Raw genomic sequence first — 16868 nt, forward strand, 5'->3', positions numbered from 1 at the left:
CGCAGTGGCCTTACAGGGTGCGCTGGAACAGTTCGCGGCCGATCAGCATGCGGCGGATCTCGGACGTGCCGGCGCCGATCTCATACAGCTTGGCATCGCGCCACAAGCGGCCGGTCGGGTATTCGTTGATGTAGCCGTTGCCGCCGAGGATCTGGATCGCCTGGCCGGTCAGCCAGGTGGCCTTCTCGGCGGCGTACAGGATGGCACCGGCGGCGTCCTGGCGGGTGGTGCGGCCCTGGTCGCAGGCGCGCGCCACGGCATAGACATACGCACGGCAGGCACCCAGGCCCACGTACATGTCGGCGATCTTGGCCTGGATCAGCTGGAAGCTGCCGATCGGCTCGCCGAACTGGTGGCGCTCGTGCACGTACGGCATCACCACGTCCATGGCCGCGGCCATCAGGCCCAGCGGGCCACCGGACAGCACCACGCGTTCGTAGTCCAGGCCGGACATCAGCACGCGCACGCCACCGCCAACCTGGCCCAGCACGTTCTCTTCGGGAATCTCGCAGTCCTGGAACACCAGCTCGCAGGTGGGCGAAGAACGCATGCCCAGCTTGTCCAGCTTCTGCGCGGTGGAAAAGCCCTTCATGCCCTTCTCGACCAGGAACGCGGTGATGCCCTTGGCGCCGGCCTCCATGTCGGTCTTGGCATAGACCACCAGCACGTCAGCATCCGGGCCGTTGGTGATCCACATCTTGTTGCCGTTGAGCACGTAGCGGTCGCCGCGCTTGTCGGCGCGCAGCTTCATCGACACCACGTCCGAACCGGCCCCCGGCTCGCTCATCGCCAGCGCACCGACCAGGCTGCCATTGCAGAGGCCGGGCAGGAAGCGCTGCTTCTGTTCTTCGTTGCCGTTCTTGCGCAGCTGGTTCACGCACAGGTTGGAGTGCGCGCCATAGGACAGGCCGATGCCACCGGAAGCGCGCGAGATTTCTTCCATCGCCACCACGTGGGCCAGGTAGCCCATGCCGGTACCACCGTATGCTTCTTCCACGGTGAGGCCGAGCAGGCCCTGTTCGCCCAGCTTCGGCCACAGAGCCAGCGGGAACTGGTTGCTGGCATCGGCCTCGGCGGCCAGCGGCGCGACCTCGGCGGCGGCAAAATGGGCCACGCTCTGGCGCAGCAGGTCGATGTCTTCGCCAAGGTCGAAGTTCAGGGATGGCACGTGCATTGTGGTGGCTCCACGACGGGATGGCAGGAAATGGACGCACCCGGCGGGGGAGCGGGCGGCGGTCTGCAGGACCGCTGCCCGCACGGGCGATTGGACCCCAGCGTAGCGGGGTTCGGATAAGAAGTGAATACAAATTCAAAAATTGAAACCAGAATCAAAACATGGCCTACAAACGCTCTGCACTGATGGAAGAACGCCTGGCCGGGGCCCGTGAACGGATCCTGCTGGCCACCCGTGAACTGGTCGCCACTGGCGGCTGGCGCAATGCCCCGGTGACCGCCGTGGCGACCCTGGCGGGGGTGTCCACCGGCCTGATCTACCGGCACTTCCCGTCCAAGGCCGAGTTGTTCGTGGAGGTGCTCAACGCCGCGGTGGCCCACGAGGTGGCGATCATGGAGCGCATCGCCAGTGGCCCGGAGGCGGCCAGCGAGCGCCTGCGGCTGGCGATCACCGCCTTCGTACGCCGTGCCCTGGCCGGGCCGGGGCTGGCGCACGCCTTCATCGTTGAACCGGTCGACCCGGACGTGGAAGCCGAGCGCATGCGCGGCCGTCGCGCCTTCGGCGACGTGTTCCTGCGGCTGGTGGAGGAGGGCGTAGCGGCCGGCGAGCTGCCGGTGCAGGACGCGCATGTGGCCGCCGCGTGCCTGGTCGGTGCCTTCACCGAAGCGATGGTCGGCCCCACCGCACCCAGCCGCGAAGCGCACCGCGACGAGGATGCGCTGGTGGATGCGATCTGCAGCTTCTGCCTGCGCGCGATCGGCGCCCCCGCAAAACGGTAGCGCCGGGCCATGCCCGGCGGCTGTTGCCATCCTCGACCGTTGTTGCCGCGCTTCGCGCTCGCCCGGCACGGCCCGGCGCTACCCGCATGCGGCCACGGCCGCATGCTGCGCCGCATCAGCAGTGACGCCTGTTGTCGCACGCAAAGTGCGTTCTATACTCGGCCCATCACGCAGTCGCTCAGCCGTGGTCCAACGACTATCAGCCAGGGGTAACGAAGAGTGCGGAATTACGATCTGGAGTTCCTGAAACGCTTCTCCATGGTGATCGCGCTGCTGGCGACCATCACCCTCGGCCTCATCCTCCTTGCCGCCTACATCCACACCCGGATTCCGCCCGAGGTGTCGCCGACCGCAGCCAAGCGCACCGAACAGCGCATCTCGCCCACCGGCGCGGTCTATGCCGGCAGTACCGGCGCCGCCGCGCAGGCCGCAGCCAAGGCCGCCGCGCTGGCCAAGGCCGCGTCGCAGGTGGCCTACGGCGGCACCAAGGATGGCAAGGTGATCTTCGACAACCTGTGCACCGCCTGCCACACCACCGGCGTGGGCATGGCACCGACGCTGGACCATTCGCACTGGGACAAGCGCATCGCACAGGGCAAGGACACCCTCTACAAGCACGCCATCGAGGGTTATACCGGCCCCGACGGCGGCATCATGCCGCCCAAGGGCGGCAACCCGGCCCTGACCGAAGAACAGATCCATGCCACCGTGGACTGGATGCTGGGCAACCTGAAGTAACCGCCGCAACGCGCCGCTTCCTGTAGAGCCGAGCCCGCGCTCGGCTGCTCTGCGCGCGGTGTGGCCAGGTGCAGCCGAGCATGGGCTCGGCTCTACGATCCCCCGGCTTTGCCCACCGAGGCCTGATCGTCATATGCCCCCGATGCGCAGGCGGGGTTTCGCATTTCAGGGTTAGTCTGTGCGCCCTCTTCCAAGGAATCGCCCGTCGATGCGCCGCCGTTCCCTCGCCCTTGCCCTGTCCCTGCTGCTGCCGGCCAGCGCCTTTGCCCAGGCCCAGCCGCAGGCCGCACCGGTCGCGCCACCCTCCGCCGCGCGCAGCAGCGCCACCGTGGTGCTGACCGCCGCGCCGGCCGACTGGCGCGCGCTGGATGGCCAGCGCGTGCGCATCGCCGCACCGCTGACCCTGGCCGGTAGCGACGGCTTGGAGCGCTTCGGCCAGCTCACCGTGGCCTTCGATGGTCGCCTCTGGCAGCCGACCGAAGTGGCCGCGCCGGGTACAGCCGGCTATGAGCAGGTGATGGCCGACAACCAGCGCCGCCGCCTGGTGCTGGAAGATGGCAGTGATGCCCGAGCCCCCGCCAGCGTGGCGTACCTGCCGGGCAGCCCGGTGCTGCGCACCGGCATGCAGCTGCGCGACGTGCAGGGCATCGTGCGCATGGACGCGCAGGGCCATCCGCGCCTGCAGGTCGAAGGTGTGCTGAAACTGCCGGAACTCAAGCGTCCGGCGGTGCCGACGGTGCCAGGCAGCCTGCACGTGGCCGCCTTCAACCTGGAGAACTTCTTCAACGGTGATGGCCAGGGCGGCGGCTTCCCCACCCTGCGCGGCGCCCGCACGCTGGACGAGCACAAAGCGCAGGTGGCCAAGCTGGTCGCCACGGTCAACGCGCTGGGCGCCGACGTCGCCGCGCTGATGGAGCTGGAGAACGACGGCTACGGACCGCAGTCGGCCATCGCCGAACTGGTCGATGCGCTCAACCGTGACCGCGGCGCGCAGGGCGACTGGCGCTTCGTCGATGCCGGCAACGGCCCCGGCGACAACCCGATCCGGGTCGGCATCATCTACCGCAGCTCACGCCTGCAGCCGGTCGGCACGCCGGCCACGTTGACCGGCGGCCCGTTCGTCGAGCACAGCCGCGTGCCGCTGGCGCAGGCCTTCCAGGGCAAGCAGGGCGCGCCGTTCGTGGTGGTGGCCAATCACTTCAAGTCGAAGGGCTGCCGCGACGCAAGCGGCGCCGACGCCGACCGCAACGACAACCAGGGTTGCTGGAACGCCACCCGCGTGACCTCGGCGCAGCAGCTGCATGCCTGGCTGCAGACGGATCCGACCGGTACCGGTACAAAGGACGCGGTACTGCTCGGCGATTTCAACGCCTACGCGATGGAAGACCCGATCCGCACCCTGCACGACCTGGGCTGGCAGGACGCGTTCAAGGTCGCCAAGGTCGAGCATCCCTACAGCTACGTCTACAACGGCTACACCGGCCGCCTTGACCACGCGTTGCTCAGCCCGGGCATGGCCAAGCGCCTGCGCGGTGCCGCCGAATGGCACAGCAACGCCGACGAGCAGGACGCCAGCGGTTACCAGGGCCGCAACGTGCAGGGCCCGTGGCGCAGCTCCGACCACGACCCGCTGCTGCTGGGTTTCGACAGATAAGGTTCGCCGGGGATCTGCTCTGGTAGTCACCTTGATCGGCACGGATGCCGCCTTTGCTTTTGATCTACCAGTCCGCCTTCAAGCGAGCCGAGCATCGCAGGTGAACCAGGGGCGAAGAGGCGCCGATGTCTGAGCGCAGCGAGTTCGGCGCCGTCCCCTGGTTCACCGAGAAGCGCAGGGTACCGGTGCACAGCGCCGGCTCGCGGCTGGCGGCGCGTTTCTTTTGGTTACTTTTCTTTTCGCGCGAAAAGAAAAGTGACATCCCACCGCGGGCGCGGAAATGGCCCGCCGCAACCAACGCTCACCCCCAGGCGATCAAGCCGATCGCCAGCACCGCCAGCGCCAGACCGGCACGGTTCCACTTCGTGGTGGCCTCGCCGAAGGCAAACACGCCCACCAGCGCACCCAGCACCACCACGCCGATGTTCATGCCGGCGAACACGGTGGCCGGGTTGTCCGGCATCGACTGGTGCGCATGCACATAGAACAGGATGTTGCTGCCATTGAGCAGGCCCAGCAGCGCACCCGCGCCGAGGTTGCGCCAGGCCAGCCGGCTGCGGCCACTGACATGCCGCCACAGCTGCAGGGCCAGCATCAGCACGAAGGCCACGCTGAAGCTGGCCAGCACCGCCGCCATCGACGGCGTGCCCGACAGCGCCACCTGCTTGAGCAGCACGTCCACCACCGCAAACCCGCCCCATACGCCCAGCAGCCAGCCCCAGCCGCCGGGCGAGGACGCCACCGCCGGGCCGCGCGGGCGCAGGCTGATCGCCGCCATGGCGACCAGGCCCAGCGCCAGGCCGACCAGCTTCCACGGCGTCGCGCTCTGGCCGAAGAACAGGAAGGCGGCAGCCAGTGACAGCAGCAGCGACAGGCGCTGCGCCACATCGCTGCGCACGATGCCGGCCACCGCCACTGCGCGGCCCAGCACCAGGAAGATCGAGGGCAGCACCACCGCCAGCGCCAGCAATGACAGCCACGGCGCATGCGGCGCGCGCAGCGCATCCAGCGGCGGCTGCAGCACCACCGCGGTGAGCGTTGCCGCAACCAGATAGTTCCAGGTGACCAGCTGCGCGACATCCAGCTGGCGGCGTCCAGCCACCTTCAACACCACCGAAACCAGCACGCTGCAGATCACGGCCAAAGACAGGTAGAGCATGGGGCGGGCACAGGGCAGGGGCGGGGGACGGTATCATGGTGCCATGCACAAGCCCTCGTTCCCCGTCGCCCCCGGCGAAACCGCCTGTCTCCAACTGGATGGCCCGGCCGGCCCGCTGGAAGTGGTCGTCGACCTGCCCAAGGCCGATGTGCCGGTGCAGCCGATCGTGGCCATTGTCTGCCATCCGCTGTCCACCGAAGGCGGCACCCTGCACAACAAGGTGGTCACCATGACCGCCACCACCCTGCGCGAGCTGGGCATCGCCACGGTGCGCTTCAACTTCCGCAGCGTCGGCGCTTCGGCCGGTACCTTCGATGGCGGCGTGGGCGAGCAGGATGACCTGAAGGCGGTCGCCGCCTGGGTGCGCAGCCAGCGCCCGCACGACCGACTGTGGCTGGCCGGTTTCAGCTTCGGTTCGTTCGTGTCGCTGAAGGCGGCTGCCGCGCTGCAGCCGGAGGCGCTGATCTCGATCGCGCCACCGGCCGGCCGCTGGGACTTCGATGGCATCGTACCGCCGGCGCGCTGGCTGGTGATCCAGGGCGAGCAGGACGAGATCGTCGACCCGCAGGCTGTCTACCAGTGGCTGGACACGCTGGAGTTCCCGCATGAGCTGGTGCGCATGCCCGAGACCAGCCACTTCTTCCACCGCAAGCTGATCGACCTGCGCGGCGCGCTGACCCACGGCGTGAAGCATTGGCTGGGCGCGGCGGCATGAATGCAACCGAGTTGACCCCGTCGCAGCGGTACGCGGAAGGGGTCGCCCGTGGTGACTGGCAGGACGACCCGGCCCAGCATGCAGCGCTGGCCGAGCTGGACCGCATCCACCTGGGCCTGCTGGACAGTGCCGAGGACGGCTGGCTGGACCGCCTGTCCTCGTTCTGGAAGAAGCCCGAGCCGGTCAAGGGCCTGTACTTCTGGGGCGGCGTCGGCCGCGGCAAGACCTTCCTGGTCGACCTGTTCTACGACGGGCTGCCGATCAAGCAGAAGTACCGCACGCATTTCCATCGCTTCATGCGCAGCGTCCACGAGCGTCTGCGCGAGCACCAGGGGCAGAGCGACCCGCTGGCGAAGATCGCCCAGGAATGGCGCAGCAACCTGCGCGTGCTGGTGCTGGACGAGTTCTTCGTCACCGACATCGGTGATGCGATGCTGCTGGCACGGCTGCTGGAGCGCCTGTTTGCCGAAGGCGTGACCCTGGTCACCACCTCCAACACCGCGGTGGAGAACCTGTATCTCAACGGCCTGCAGCGCGAGAGCTTCCTGCCGGCCATCGGCCTGTTGCAGCGCTTCTGCGTGGAGCTGTACGCCGAAGGCACCGAGGACTACCGGATGCGCGCGCTGACCCGCTCGCCGGTGTACCGCGCGCCATTGGCCGCCGACAGCGACGACTGGCTGGCCACGCGCTGGAGCGAACTGAGCGGCGGCCAACCGGCCAGGCCCGGCAACATCGAGATCGAGGGCCGCAAGATTCCGGTCCGCGGCCGCGGCAAGAGCATCGCCTGGTTCGATTTCGCCGCGCTGTGCGAGGGCCCGCGCGGGCCCTCGGACTACATCGAGATCGCGCACGAGTTCAACACGGTGCTGCTGGGCGGCATTCCGGCCTTCGATCGCCTGAACGAGGATGCCGCGCGCCGCTTCGTCAACCTGATCGACGAGTTGTACGACCGCCACGTCAACCTGGTCTGCACCGCCAGCACCTCGCCGGTCGAGCTGTACACCGGCCAGCGCCTGCAGGGCGCGTTCGAGCGCACCGCCTCGCGCCTGATCGAGATGCAGAGCGCCGAGTACCTGGGCACCCCGCACCGGGCGTGAGGGTAGTGCCGTTTGTAGAGCCGGACCCACGCTCGGCTGCTTTTCGGCACATCATTCAGAAGCAGCCGAGCGTGGGCTCGGCTCTACAACAGCACGGCGCGGCTATCGGTGGGCGCAACCGCGCCCCAACGGCCGCTCATCCGGCCCGGCCGACACATGCGGCCTCGCGTTGCTGCCCGGCGGGTGATCCCGACGTCCACCGGATGCCCACCACCTATCCACAGGGTTGTCCCTAGCCAGCTTCATCACTGTCATGTGAAGCTGTCATTGTTCCGTTTCCGCGGTGCGTTGTGCCACCGCAGTGACGCCTTTCGGGCTTGACTGCGCAGCCTGTTCCGGCAGGTCTGAAGCGTCTGATCCGGGCGCCGTCGGCACGATCCTTGCGGCGCAAGGGATTGCCGAATTTCACTACATTTGGCGTTGACGGACCCCACTACCCCCACTATCTTGTGGCCGTCGGTCGCAGCAACCCCAGGTCTGGGGGTTGGCAGCAGCACCCATCCGCGATCGTCAACGGCAGTGGCAGGCGCAGGGTCTCATCCCCTGCGACGCCGTCCTGCCATCCTGGGCCGTCATGTCCCGGGCTGCGTCACCCCGATGCATCGAGCACCCCCAATCACGCCAAGAGGACATACGCCGTGAGCACCGAATCCAGCGCCACCATCGAGAAGGAAAGCGAGTTCCTGTTGACGTCGCCGCCGACGGCCAACGCGATGAGTGTGACCAAGCGCAACGGGACCACCGAGCTGGTGGACCTGAACAAGATCGTGCGCGCGGTGCAGCGTTCCTCCGAAGGCCTGCACGCCGTCGATCCGATGCGCGTGGCCACCCGTACCATTTCCGGCCTGTACAACGGCGCCACCACCCGCGAACTGGACGAACTGTCCATCCGCACCGCCGCCCTGCTGATCGGTGAAGAGCCCGAGTACGGCCGCCTCGCTGCGCGCCTGCTGGCCAACTACATCGCCAAGGAAGTCTCGGGCCAGGAAATCTACGCCTTCTCGCAGTCGGTCAGCCGCGGCCATGAAGTCGGCCTGATCAACGACCGCCTGCTGAACTTCGTGCAGACCAATGCACGCAAGCTCAACGACGCCATCGACGGCGCGCTGGACCTGAACTTCGATTACTTCGGCCTGCGTACCCTGTACGACCGTTACCTGCTGCGCCATCCGCACACCCGCAAGGTGATCGAGACCCCGCAGCAGTTCTTCCTGCGCATCGCCAGCGCGCTGAGCGAGGACGTGTCCGAGACCCTGGCGCTGTACAAGCGCATGGGCAACCTGGACTACCTGCCGTCCAGCCCGACCCTGTTCAACTCCGGCACCACCCACGAGCAGCTGTCCTCGTGCTTCCTGCTGGACTCGCCGCAGGACTCGCTGGAGTCGATCTATGCCAAGTACGGCGACATCGCCCAGCTGTCGAAGTTCTCCGGCGGCATCGGCGTCAGCTACACCCGCGTGCGTTCGCGCGGTTCGCTGATCAAGTCGACCAACGGCCACTCCAACGGCATCGTGCCGTGGCTGAAGACCATGGATTCGTCCGTGGCCGCGGTGAACCAGGGCGGCAAGCGCAAGGGCGCAGCCTGCGTGTACCTGGAAACCTGGCACGCCGACATCGAGGACTTCCTCGAACTGCGTGACAACACCGGTGACGAAGCCCGCCGTGCGCACAACCTGAACCTGGCCAACTGGGTGCCGGACCTGTTCATGAAGCGCGTCGAGGCCGACCAGGAATGGTCGCTGTTCGATCCGCGCGTCGTGCCGGAGTTCACCGACCTGTTTGGCGAAGCCTTCGAGGCTGCCTACCTGCAGGCCGAAGCCCAGGGCAAGGCCAACCGCACCATCTCCGCGCGCAAGCTGTACGCCCGCATGATGCGTACGCTGGCCGAGACCGGCAACGGGTGGATGACCTTCAAGGACAAGTGCAACCGCGCCAGCAACCAGACCCTGCGTCCGGGCAACGTGATCCACCTGTCCAACCTGTGCACCGAAATCCTGGAAGTCACTTCCAACGATGAAACCGCAGTGTGCAACCTGGGTTCGATCAACCTGGGCAACCACTTCGACGAGCACAACGAGTTCGACTTCGAGAAGCTGGCCGAGACCGTGCGCCTGGCCGTGCGCCAGCTCGACCGCGTCATCGACCTGAACTTCTACCCGATCGAAACCGCCCGCCGCGCCAACCTGCGCTGGCGTCCGGTCGGCCTGGGCTGCATGGGCCTGCAGGATGTGTTCTTCCGCAAGCGCCTGCCGTTCGACAGCGCCGAAGCCCGCGCGCTGTCGAAGAAGATCGCCGAAGCGATCTACTTCCACGCGCTGGAAACCTCCTGCGAGCTGGCCCAGGAACGCGGCAAGCACCCGTCGTTCAACGACACCCGTGCCGCCAGCGGCGAACTGCAGTTCGATGCCTGGAACGTGGTGCCGGAAGACACTGCGCGCTGGGATGCCCTGCGTGAGCGCATCAAGGAACACGGCCTGCGCAACTCGCTGATGATCGCGATCGCGCCGACCGCGACCATCGCCTCGATCGCCGGCTGCTACGAGTGCGTCGAGCCGCAGGTGTCCAACCTGTTCAAGCGCGAGACCCTGTCCGGTGACTTCCTGCAGGTCAACCGTTACCTGGTCAACGAGCTGAAGAAGCTGGGCCTGTGGACGCCGGAAATGCGCGATGCCATCAAGCTGGCCGAAGGCTCGATCGCCGGCGTGGCGCAGATTCCGGAAACGCTGCGCGAGGTCTACCGCACCGCGTGGGAACTGCCGATGCGTTCGCTGATCGACATGGCCGCCGAGCGTGGCGCCTTCATCGACCAGTCGGCCTCGCTCAACCTGTTCATGGAAAGCCCGAACATCGGCGCGATGTCCTCCATGTACATGTACGCCTGGAAGCAGGGCATCAAGACCACCTACTACCTGCGTTCGCGCCCGGCCACCAAGATCGCCAAGACCACGGTGAGTGCCGCCGCACCGGCCAAGGTGTTCAGCCCGGACGAAGCCATCGCCTGCTCGCTGGAAAACCCGGAAGCCTGCGAAGCCTGCCAGTAACACGCCGCGCGGTGGGTGCCGACCGTTGGTCGGCACTCGAACACCTCGCACCTGTAGAGCCGAGCCATGCTCGGCTGCAGCACGGAAACACCAAGGTAGCGCCGGGCCATGCCCGGCGTTTTGACCCGAGAATTCAAGGAAACACCCATGGCCGACAAGCCCAAGCAGATGCTGCTCGATCCCGGTTTTGAACTGACCCTGCGCCCGATGCGCTACCCGCAGTTCTATGACATGTACCGGAATGCGATCAAGAACACCTGGACGGTGGAAGAGATCAACTTCCAGATCGACATCACCGACCTGCACAGCAAGATGTCGCCGGGCGAGCGCCACCTGATCCACCGCCTGGTCGCGTTCTTCGCCACCGGCGACTCGATCGTGTCCAACAATCTGGTGCTGAACCTGTACCAGCACCTCAATGCGCCGGAAGCGCGCATGTACCTGTCGCGCCAGTTGTATGAAGAAGCGCTGCACGTGCAGTTCTACCTGACCCTGCTCGACAACTACCTGCCGGACCCGGAAGAGCGCGCCAAGGCGTTCTCGGCGGTGGAGAACATCGACTCGATCAAGAAGAAGGCCGATTTCTGCTTCAAGTGGATCGACTCGATCCAGGACCTGACCCGCATCGAGACCCGCGAACAGCGCCGCCAGTTCCTGCTCAACCAGATCTGCTTCGCTGCCTGCATCGAAGGCCTGTTCTTCTTCGCTGCGTTCGCCTACGTGTACTACTTCCGTTCGCGCGGCCTGCTGCCAGGCCTGGCCTCGGGCACCAACTGGGTGTTCCGCGACGAAAGCGCGCACATGGAGTTCGCCTTCGAGTCGGTGCGCGTGGTGCGCGAGGAAGAGCCGGACCTGTTCGACGAAGAGATGAAGCAGCAGGTCTACGACATGCTGGCCGAAGCCATTGAATGCGAAGTGCAGTTCGCCGAGGACGTGCTGTCCGGCGGCGTGGCCGGCATCTCCACCCGTGACATGCGCCAGTACCTGCAGCACTGTGCCGACCAGCACTTCGCCAAGCTGGGCATGGAAAAGAAGTACAACGTGCGCAACCCGCTGCCGTTCATGGAACTGCAGGACGTGCAGGAACTGACCAACTTCTTCGAACGCCGCGTCTCGGCCTACCAGGTCGGCGTGCAGGGCGAAGTCGCCTTCGACATGAACTTCTGATCGAACCGGTCAGGCCTGTCGCAACGAAAGACCCCGGCCAATGCCGGGGTTTTTTGTTGCGCGCCTGGCTTTTGTAGAGTCGAGCATGGCTCGACTCTACGATCAGCGCCGCCCTTCCACCGCCATGCGTACCGCCAGCCCGGCCAGCACCGTGCCCATCAGCCAGCGCTGCACCCTCTGCCAGGTGGGGCGCGCGGCCAGGAAACCGGCGATGCTGCCGGCGGTCAGCGCGATCAGGCCGTTCACGCTGACGCTGACCACGATCTGGGTGCAGCCCAACACGATCGACTGCATCAGCACACTGCCTTCGCTGTCCGGATGCAGGAACTGCGGCAGCAGCGACAGGTACATCACCGCCACTTTCGGGTTCAGCAGATTGGTCAGCAAGCCCATCGTGAACAGTCTGCGCGGGCTGTCCTGCGGCAGCTCGCGCACCGCGAACGGCGAACGGCCGCCGGGCTTCAGCGCCTGCCACGCCAGGTAGAGCAGGTACAGCGCGCCACCGATGCGCAGCGCCTCATAGGCGAACGGCACGGTCATCAGCAGGGCGGTGATGACCAGCGCCGCGCACAGCATGTAGAACACGAAGCCCAGCGCCACCCCGGCCAGCGAGATCAGCCCGGCGAGCGGCCCTTGGCAGATCGAGCGCGAGATGACGTAGATCATGTTCGGCCCGGGTGTGAGCACCATGGCCAGGGAAACCAGCGCGAAGGCCAGCAGGTCGGAAAGTGCGGGCATGGGCGGTCCTGGCAGTGGGCGTGGCGCAGTGTAGCGCCGCCTGCACGGGGCCTGGCTTAAAATTACCGGACCCCACACCGAAGCACCCCCATGACCCCGATCCCCGAGATCGTGCCGCCCACTGAAGTGCGCATGGCCGAAATCGTCTTCCCCAACCACACCAACCACCTCGGCACCCTGTTCGGTGGCCAGGCATTGGCGTGGATGGACAAGGCCGCCTTCCTGGCCGCCGCCCGCTATTCGCGCCGCACCGTGGTGACCGCGCGCAGCGACCAGGTCGACTTCAAGCTGCCGATCCGCATCGGCCAGATGGTGGAAACCATCGGCCGCATCGTCGAAGTCGGGCGCAGCTCGATGAAGGTCGAGGTCGAACTGGTCGCCGAGGACCTGCACAGCGGTGAGCGCAAGCTGTGTACCCGCGGCCACTTCGTGATGATCGCGCTGGACGAGGACGGCCACCCGATCGCGGTGCCGCCGCTGCCGGCCGCCTGAGCCGGCGCTTGCACGGGCGCTGCGGCGCCCCCATCTGGCAGCCATGACCTCGCCGCTGACCGACTTCATCGACCGCGCCCAGCGCCTGTTCGTGCTGACCGGCGCCGGTTGCAGCACCGCCTCGGGCATCCCCGATTACCGCGATACCGACGGCCAGTGGAAGCGCACGCCGCCGGTGACCTACCAGGCGTTCATGGGCGAAGCGGGTACCCGCCAGCGCTACTGGGCACGCAGCCTGCTGGGCTGGCCGCGCTTCGGCCTGGCCCGGCCCAACGGCACCCACCAGGCCCTGGCCGCCCTGGAAAACAACGGCAAGCTGCAGCTGCTGCTGACCCAGAACGTGGACGGCCTGCACCAGCGTGCCGGCAGCCACAAGGTGATCGACCTGCATGGCCGCCTGGACCGGGTGCGCTGCATGGCCTGTGAGCGCCGCAGTGGCCGCGAGGATTTCCAGCAGCGGCTGCTGGACGCCAATCCGGGCTGGGATGCGCTGGAGGCCGGTATCGCGCCCGATGGCGATGCCGATCTGGAGACCGATTTCTCCACGTTCGTGGTGCCCGATTGCCCTTACTGCGGCGGCCTGCTGAAGCCGGATGTGGTGTTCTTCGGCGAGAACGTGCCGCGTGAACGGGTGGCGGCGGTGCACGATCACCTGCAGCAGGCCGACGCCGTGCTGGTGGTGGGCTCGTCGCTGATGGTCTATTCCGGCTTCCGCTTCGTGCAGGCGGCCGCGAAGGCAGGGTTGCCGGTAGCGGCGCTGAACCGAGGCCGCACCCGAGCCGACGACCTGCTGTTGTTCAAGGATGAGCGGGACTGCGCTGAAGCGCTGGCCACGTGGGCTGCGCGCTGAGCCAAGCACGGGCTCGGCTCTACAAGGGGCGAGGGCTTCTGTAGAGCCGGGCGCACGCTCGGCTGCTGCAGGTCACGCGAAACAGCGATCCATCCAGATGGTTGATCCGCGAGCCGCGCAGCGGTGCAATACGCACCCCCTACGTCGTTCATCACCGTCTTGAGCCAGCTGTTCTCGCCGATCTCGTTCGGCCCCCTCACCCTGTCCAACCGCATCGTCATCGCGCCGATGTGCCAGTACTCCGCTGAAGACGGTCGCGCCAGCGACTGGCACGCCATGCACCTGGGCAACCTGGCGCAGTCCGGCGCCGGCCTGCTGATCCTGGAAGCCACGGCGGTCGAGCCGCGCGGTCGCATCAGCTGGGCCGACCTGGGCCTATGGGACGACGGCACCGAGGCCGCGCTGGCGCAGGTGCTGGCCAGTGTCCGCCGCTGGTCGCCGATGCCGCTGGGCATCCAGCTGGGCCACGCCGGTCGCAAGGCCTCGGTGAAGCGCCCGTGGGACGGCGGCGGACAGCTGCCGGCTGACGATGCCCGTGGCTGGGCCACGGTGGCGCCGTCGCCGCTGCCGTTCCATGCCGCCGATCCGGCACCGCAGGAACTGGACGAGGCCGGCATCGCCGAGCTCATCGCCGCTTTCGCCGCCAGTGCGGTGCGCGCCGAGCGCCTGGGCTTCGAGCTGATCGAGCTGCATGCCGCGCACGGCTACCTGCTGCACCAGTTCCTGTCGCCGCTGAGCAACCACCGCACCGATGGCTATGGCGGCTCGCTGCCGAACCGCCTGCGCCTGCTGGTGGAGGTGTTCGACGCCGTGCGTGCGGCGGTATCGGACAAGATCGCCGTGGGCGTGCGCATTTCCGCCAGCGACTGGGTCGAGGGTGGCTGGGACCTGGTGCAGAGCGAAGCGCTGGCCCAGGTGCTGGACGCGCGCGGCTGCAATTTCCTGCATGTCTCCAGCGGTGGCCTGGACGAACGCCAGAAGATCACCGTCGGTCCCGGCTACCAGGTGCCGTTCGCCGCGGCGATCAAGGCCAAGGTACGCATGCCGGTGATCGCGGTGGGCATGATCACCGAGCCCGAGCAAGCCGAATCGATCCTGCGCCATCGCCACGCCGATGCGGTAGCGCTGGCACGCGGCATCCTCTACGACCCGCGCTGGCCGTGGCACGCTGCTGCCGCATTGCGCGACAGCGTGGAGCCGGCGCCGCAGTACCTGCGCTGCGAGCCGCGCGATGCGCGCGGCGTGTTCAAGGCGCGCTGAGGCTCACACCCGCCAGGCCGGCGCCATGCCGGCCTGCAGGTGCTCGAACAGCGCGCGGATCTTGGCGGTGAAGTCGCGGCGGTCGCTGACGCAGAAATAGACCTCCATCGGCTCCGGGCGCCACGCCGTGTCGGCGCCGAACACCGCCTGCAGGCGGCCGTCGCGCAGGTAGGGCTCGGCCACGAACGCAGCCAATCGTGTGATGCCGGCACCGGCCGCCGCCAGCGACGCCAGCGCGTCGATGTCATCGCAGACCATGCTCGGCGGCAGCGCGGCGTCCACGCGCTGGCCGTCCTTCAGCAGGCCCCAGCGCAGCGGCCGGCCATCGGTGGGGAAGCGGTGCAGCAGCCCGCGATGGCTGCCCAGGTCCGAGGGTTCCTGCGGCGTGCCATGGGTCTTCAGGTAGGTTGGTGAGGCGCAGAACACGAATGGCACGCGCGCCAGCTGCCGTGCGACCACACCGTCCTCCAGCTGCGCGCCGATGCGGATGCTGGCATCCACCGCCTCTGGACCATGCTGCACGGCGCGGTCGGTCAGGCGCAGCTTCAGCTGCAGTTGCGGGTAGCGCTGCTGCAGTGACGGCAGCAACGGTGCCAGCACGTGGCGGCCGAAGGCGCTGCTGCTGGCGATGCGCAGGGGACCGGCCGGTTCGATATCACCGGCAGTCACCATCGCCTGCGCGCGCGCCAGGTCGCCCTCGATGTGGCGCACCTGCGCCAGGTACAGCGCGCCGGCCTCGCTGAGGGCCAGCTGGCGCGTACTCCGGTTCAGCAGCCGTACGCCCAGATGCGCTTCCAGTCGGTTGATGTTCTGGCCGACTGCGGTGGCGCTGATGCCAAGGATGCGGGCCGCGGCGGCAATGCTGCCGGTCTCTGCGGTGCGGGTGAAGCTGCGGATCAGTTGCAACAGGTTCATGACCGACCAGCTTGCCACGGTGATGGCCAAGTATCGCTTGGGACTGAACCAAGCGGTTCGGTTGCATCGGTGATCATCCGGCTGCTGGGCAGGAAGCTGCCCTACACTGTGGCGATGCGCCCCGATTCCATCCTCACCCTGTCCTGCCCCGACCGTACCGGTATCGTCTACCGAGTGTCCGGCCTGCTGTTCGACCACGGCTGCAACATCCTCGACGCCCAGCAGTTCGGCGACGAGGAAAGTGGCCGCTTCTTCCTGCGCGTGCATTTCGACCGCGATGCCAGCCTGCCGCTGGAGACCGTGCATGCCGCGATGGCCAAACTTGCCGAAGGCTTCGGCATGGACTGGCAGCTGCATGATGGGCGCCGCCGGGCACGCCTGCTGGTGCTGGTCAGCAAGCAGGGGCACTGCCTCAACGACCTGCTGTTCCGTGCCCACAGCGGCCAGCTGAAGGTCGACATCGCGGCAGTGGCGTCCAACCACGCCGACTTCGCGCCATTGGCCGCGTCCTACCAGGTACCGTTCCACCACCTGCCGGTGACCGCCGATACGCGTGCGGTGCAGGAGCAGCAGATCATCGACCTGGTCGAGCGTGAGCGCATCGACCTGGTGGTGCTGGCGCGCTACATGCAGATCCTGTCACCCACGCTGTGCCGCGCGCTGGCCGGCCGTGCGATCAACATCCACCACAGCTTCCTGCCCAGCTTCAAGGGCGCGCAGCCGTATCACCAGGCGCACGCGCGCGGGGTCAAGATCATCGGTGCCACCGCGCACTACGTCACCGAGGATCTGGACGAAGGCCCGATCATCGAACAGGACGTGGCCCGCGTGGACCACGCGATGGCGCCGCGCGAGCTGGTGCGGCTGGGCAGCGATACCGAATCGCTGGTGCTGGCGCGCGCGGTGCGCCGCCATGTGGAGCACCGCATCCTGCTCAACGGGCACCGCACGGTGGTGTTCCGGTAATCGCCCATCCCGCGTCCGCCAGGCATGGCCCGGCACTACCGAATCCTGATTTCATCCAATGAAAAGCCCCCGGTTCGGCCGTCCCGCGATCTGTAGGGGGGCGTAGTTAGGGGGCTGGATGAA

Annotated in this window: 15 protein-coding genes; 11 read left to right on the top strand and 4 right to left on the bottom strand. The window is 67.3% G+C overall.

The window, feature by feature from the left end:
* Positions 1-10 precede the first annotated feature (10 nt).
* Positions 11-1174 carry an isovaleryl-CoA dehydrogenase gene (locus AC5P7X_RS16815; protein ID WP_014035590.1) on the bottom strand — a complete coding sequence of 388 codons (1164 nt, stop codon included), beginning with the start codon at positions 1172-1174 and terminating at the stop codon, positions 11-13.
* Positions 1175-1335: 161 nt separating this feature from the next.
* Between AC5P7X_RS16815 and AC5P7X_RS16820 the strand changes: the two genes are divergently transcribed.
* The 3 genes from AC5P7X_RS16820 to AC5P7X_RS16830 all read left to right on the top strand — a co-directional run bounded on the left by AC5P7X_RS16820 (position 1336) and on the right by AC5P7X_RS16830 (position 4345).
* Positions 1336-1953, top strand: a complete 618-nt coding sequence (locus AC5P7X_RS16820; RefSeq protein ID WP_495215181.1) for a TetR/AcrR family transcriptional regulator — start codon at positions 1336-1338, stop codon at positions 1951-1953.
* Between the two features lie 219 nt (positions 1954-2172).
* Complete coding sequence (locus tag AC5P7X_RS16825) at positions 2173-2691, top strand: c-type cytochrome (protein ID WP_005407662.1); 519 nt, start codon at positions 2173-2175, stop codon at positions 2689-2691.
* A 208-nt stretch (positions 2692-2899) separates the two neighbouring features.
* Positions 2900-4345, top strand: a complete 1446-nt coding sequence (locus AC5P7X_RS16830) for an ExeM/NucH family extracellular endonuclease (RefSeq protein WP_253135164.1) — start codon at positions 2900-2902, stop codon at positions 4343-4345.
* 301 nt (positions 4346-4646) lie between these two features.
* Here the strand turns inward: AC5P7X_RS16830 and AC5P7X_RS16835 are convergent, their stop codons facing one another.
* On the bottom strand, positions 4647-5504 hold the full coding sequence (locus AC5P7X_RS16835; RefSeq protein WP_495215182.1) for an EamA family transporter: 858 nt from the start codon (positions 5502-5504) through the stop codon (positions 4647-4649).
* A 43-nt stretch (positions 5505-5547) separates the two neighbouring features.
* Between AC5P7X_RS16835 and AC5P7X_RS16840 the strand changes: the two genes are divergently transcribed.
* The 4 genes from AC5P7X_RS16840 (at position 5548) to AC5P7X_RS16855 (ending at position 11524) form a co-directional block, all read left to right on the top strand.
* Positions 5548-6219: an alpha/beta hydrolase gene (locus AC5P7X_RS16840; protein WP_134972556.1), complete on the top strand. Its 672-nt coding sequence runs from the start codon at positions 5548-5550 to the stop codon at positions 6217-6219.
* Positions 6216-7316 (top strand): cell division protein ZapE, encoded by a 1101-nt coding sequence (gene zapE, locus AC5P7X_RS16845; RefSeq protein ID WP_206619875.1) that lies wholly within the window; start codon positions 6216-6218, stop codon positions 7314-7316. Before AC5P7X_RS16840 ends, zapE begins: the two co-directional genes overlap by 4 nt.
* Positions 7317-7954: 638 nt before the next feature.
* Positions 7955-10357, top strand: a complete 2403-nt coding sequence (locus AC5P7X_RS16850) for a ribonucleoside-diphosphate reductase subunit alpha (protein ID WP_053499270.1) — start codon at positions 7955-7957, stop codon at positions 10355-10357.
* Between the two features lie 147 nt (positions 10358-10504).
* A complete protein-coding gene (locus AC5P7X_RS16855) occupies positions 10505-11524 on the top strand; it encodes a ribonucleotide-diphosphate reductase subunit beta (RefSeq protein ID WP_019661865.1) in 1020 nt (339 codons plus the stop codon).
* Between the two features lie 102 nt (positions 11525-11626).
* Here the strand turns inward: AC5P7X_RS16855 and AC5P7X_RS16860 are convergent, their stop codons facing one another.
* Entirely contained in the window at positions 11627-12262 is a 636-nt protein-coding gene (locus AC5P7X_RS16860) for a LysE family translocator (protein ID WP_495215183.1), read from the bottom strand.
* Between the two features lie 90 nt (positions 12263-12352).
* Between AC5P7X_RS16860 and AC5P7X_RS16865 the strand changes: the two genes are divergently transcribed.
* The 3 genes from AC5P7X_RS16865 (at position 12353) to AC5P7X_RS16875 (ending at position 14864) form a co-directional block, all read left to right on the top strand.
* Positions 12353-12754 carry an acyl-CoA thioesterase gene (locus AC5P7X_RS16865; RefSeq protein WP_053499266.1) on the top strand — a complete coding sequence of 134 codons (402 nt, stop codon included), beginning with the start codon at positions 12353-12355 and terminating at the stop codon, positions 12752-12754.
* 43 nt (positions 12755-12797) lie between these two features.
* Positions 12798-13604 (top strand): NAD-dependent protein deacetylase, encoded by an 807-nt coding sequence (locus AC5P7X_RS16870; protein ID WP_253135168.1) that lies wholly within the window; start codon positions 12798-12800, stop codon positions 13602-13604.
* 159 nt (positions 13605-13763) lie between these two features.
* Positions 13764-14864 (top strand): NADH:flavin oxidoreductase/NADH oxidase, encoded by a 1101-nt coding sequence (locus tag AC5P7X_RS16875; protein WP_080375098.1) that lies wholly within the window; start codon positions 13764-13766, stop codon positions 14862-14864.
* 3 nt (positions 14865-14867) lie between these two features.
* Here the strand turns inward: AC5P7X_RS16875 and AC5P7X_RS16880 are convergent, their stop codons facing one another.
* A complete protein-coding gene (locus tag AC5P7X_RS16880; RefSeq protein WP_495215184.1) occupies positions 14868-15779 on the bottom strand; it encodes a LysR family transcriptional regulator in 912 nt (303 codons plus the stop codon).
* 114 nt (positions 15780-15893) lie between these two features.
* Between AC5P7X_RS16880 and purU the strand changes: the two genes are divergently transcribed.
* On the top strand, positions 15894-16745 hold the full coding sequence (gene purU, locus AC5P7X_RS16885) for a formyltetrahydrofolate deformylase (protein ID WP_049415819.1): 852 nt from the start codon (positions 15894-15896) through the stop codon (positions 16743-16745).
* The last annotated feature ends 123 nt before the right edge of the window (positions 16746-16868 follow it).

It is taken from the genome of Stenotrophomonas sp. YJH_SMC_53, from assembly GCF_059369995.1.

Excerpts from the sequence above, each read along its gene's own strand:
- AC5P7X_RS16815 (WP_014035590.1), bottom strand. The coding sequence starts at position 1,174 with ATGCACGTGCCATCCCTGAACTTCGACCTTGGCGAAGACATCGACCTG.
- AC5P7X_RS16820 (WP_495215181.1), top strand. The coding sequence starts at position 1,336 with ATGGCCTACAAACGCTCTGCACTGATGGAAGAACGCCTGGCCGGGGCC.
- AC5P7X_RS16830 (WP_253135164.1), top strand. The coding sequence starts at position 2,900 with ATGCGCCGCCGTTCCCTCGCCCTTGCCCTGTCCCTGCTGCTGCCGGCC.
- AC5P7X_RS16835 (WP_495215182.1), bottom strand. The coding sequence starts at position 5,504 with ATGCTCTACCTGTCTTTGGCCGTGATCTGCAGCGTGCTGGTTTCGGTG.
- AC5P7X_RS16840 (WP_134972556.1), top strand. The coding sequence starts at position 5,548 with ATGCACAAGCCCTCGTTCCCCGTCGCCCCCGGCGAAACCGCCTGTCTC.
- zapE (WP_206619875.1), top strand. The coding sequence starts at position 6,216 with ATGAATGCAACCGAGTTGACCCCGTCGCAGCGGTACGCGGAAGGGGTC.
- AC5P7X_RS16855 (WP_019661865.1), top strand. The coding sequence starts at position 10,505 with ATGGCCGACAAGCCCAAGCAGATGCTGCTCGATCCCGGTTTTGAACTG.
- AC5P7X_RS16860 (WP_495215183.1), bottom strand. The coding sequence starts at position 12,262 with ATGCCCGCACTTTCCGACCTGCTGGCCTTCGCGCTGGTTTCCCTGGCC.
- AC5P7X_RS16865 (WP_053499266.1), top strand. The coding sequence starts at position 12,353 with ATGACCCCGATCCCCGAGATCGTGCCGCCCACTGAAGTGCGCATGGCC.
- AC5P7X_RS16870 (WP_253135168.1), top strand. The coding sequence starts at position 12,798 with ATGACCTCGCCGCTGACCGACTTCATCGACCGCGCCCAGCGCCTGTTC.
- AC5P7X_RS16880 (WP_495215184.1), bottom strand. The coding sequence starts at position 15,779 with ATGAACCTGTTGCAACTGATCCGCAGCTTCACCCGCACCGCAGAGACC.
- purU (WP_049415819.1), top strand. The coding sequence starts at position 15,894 with ATGCGCCCCGATTCCATCCTCACCCTGTCCTGCCCCGACCGTACCGGT.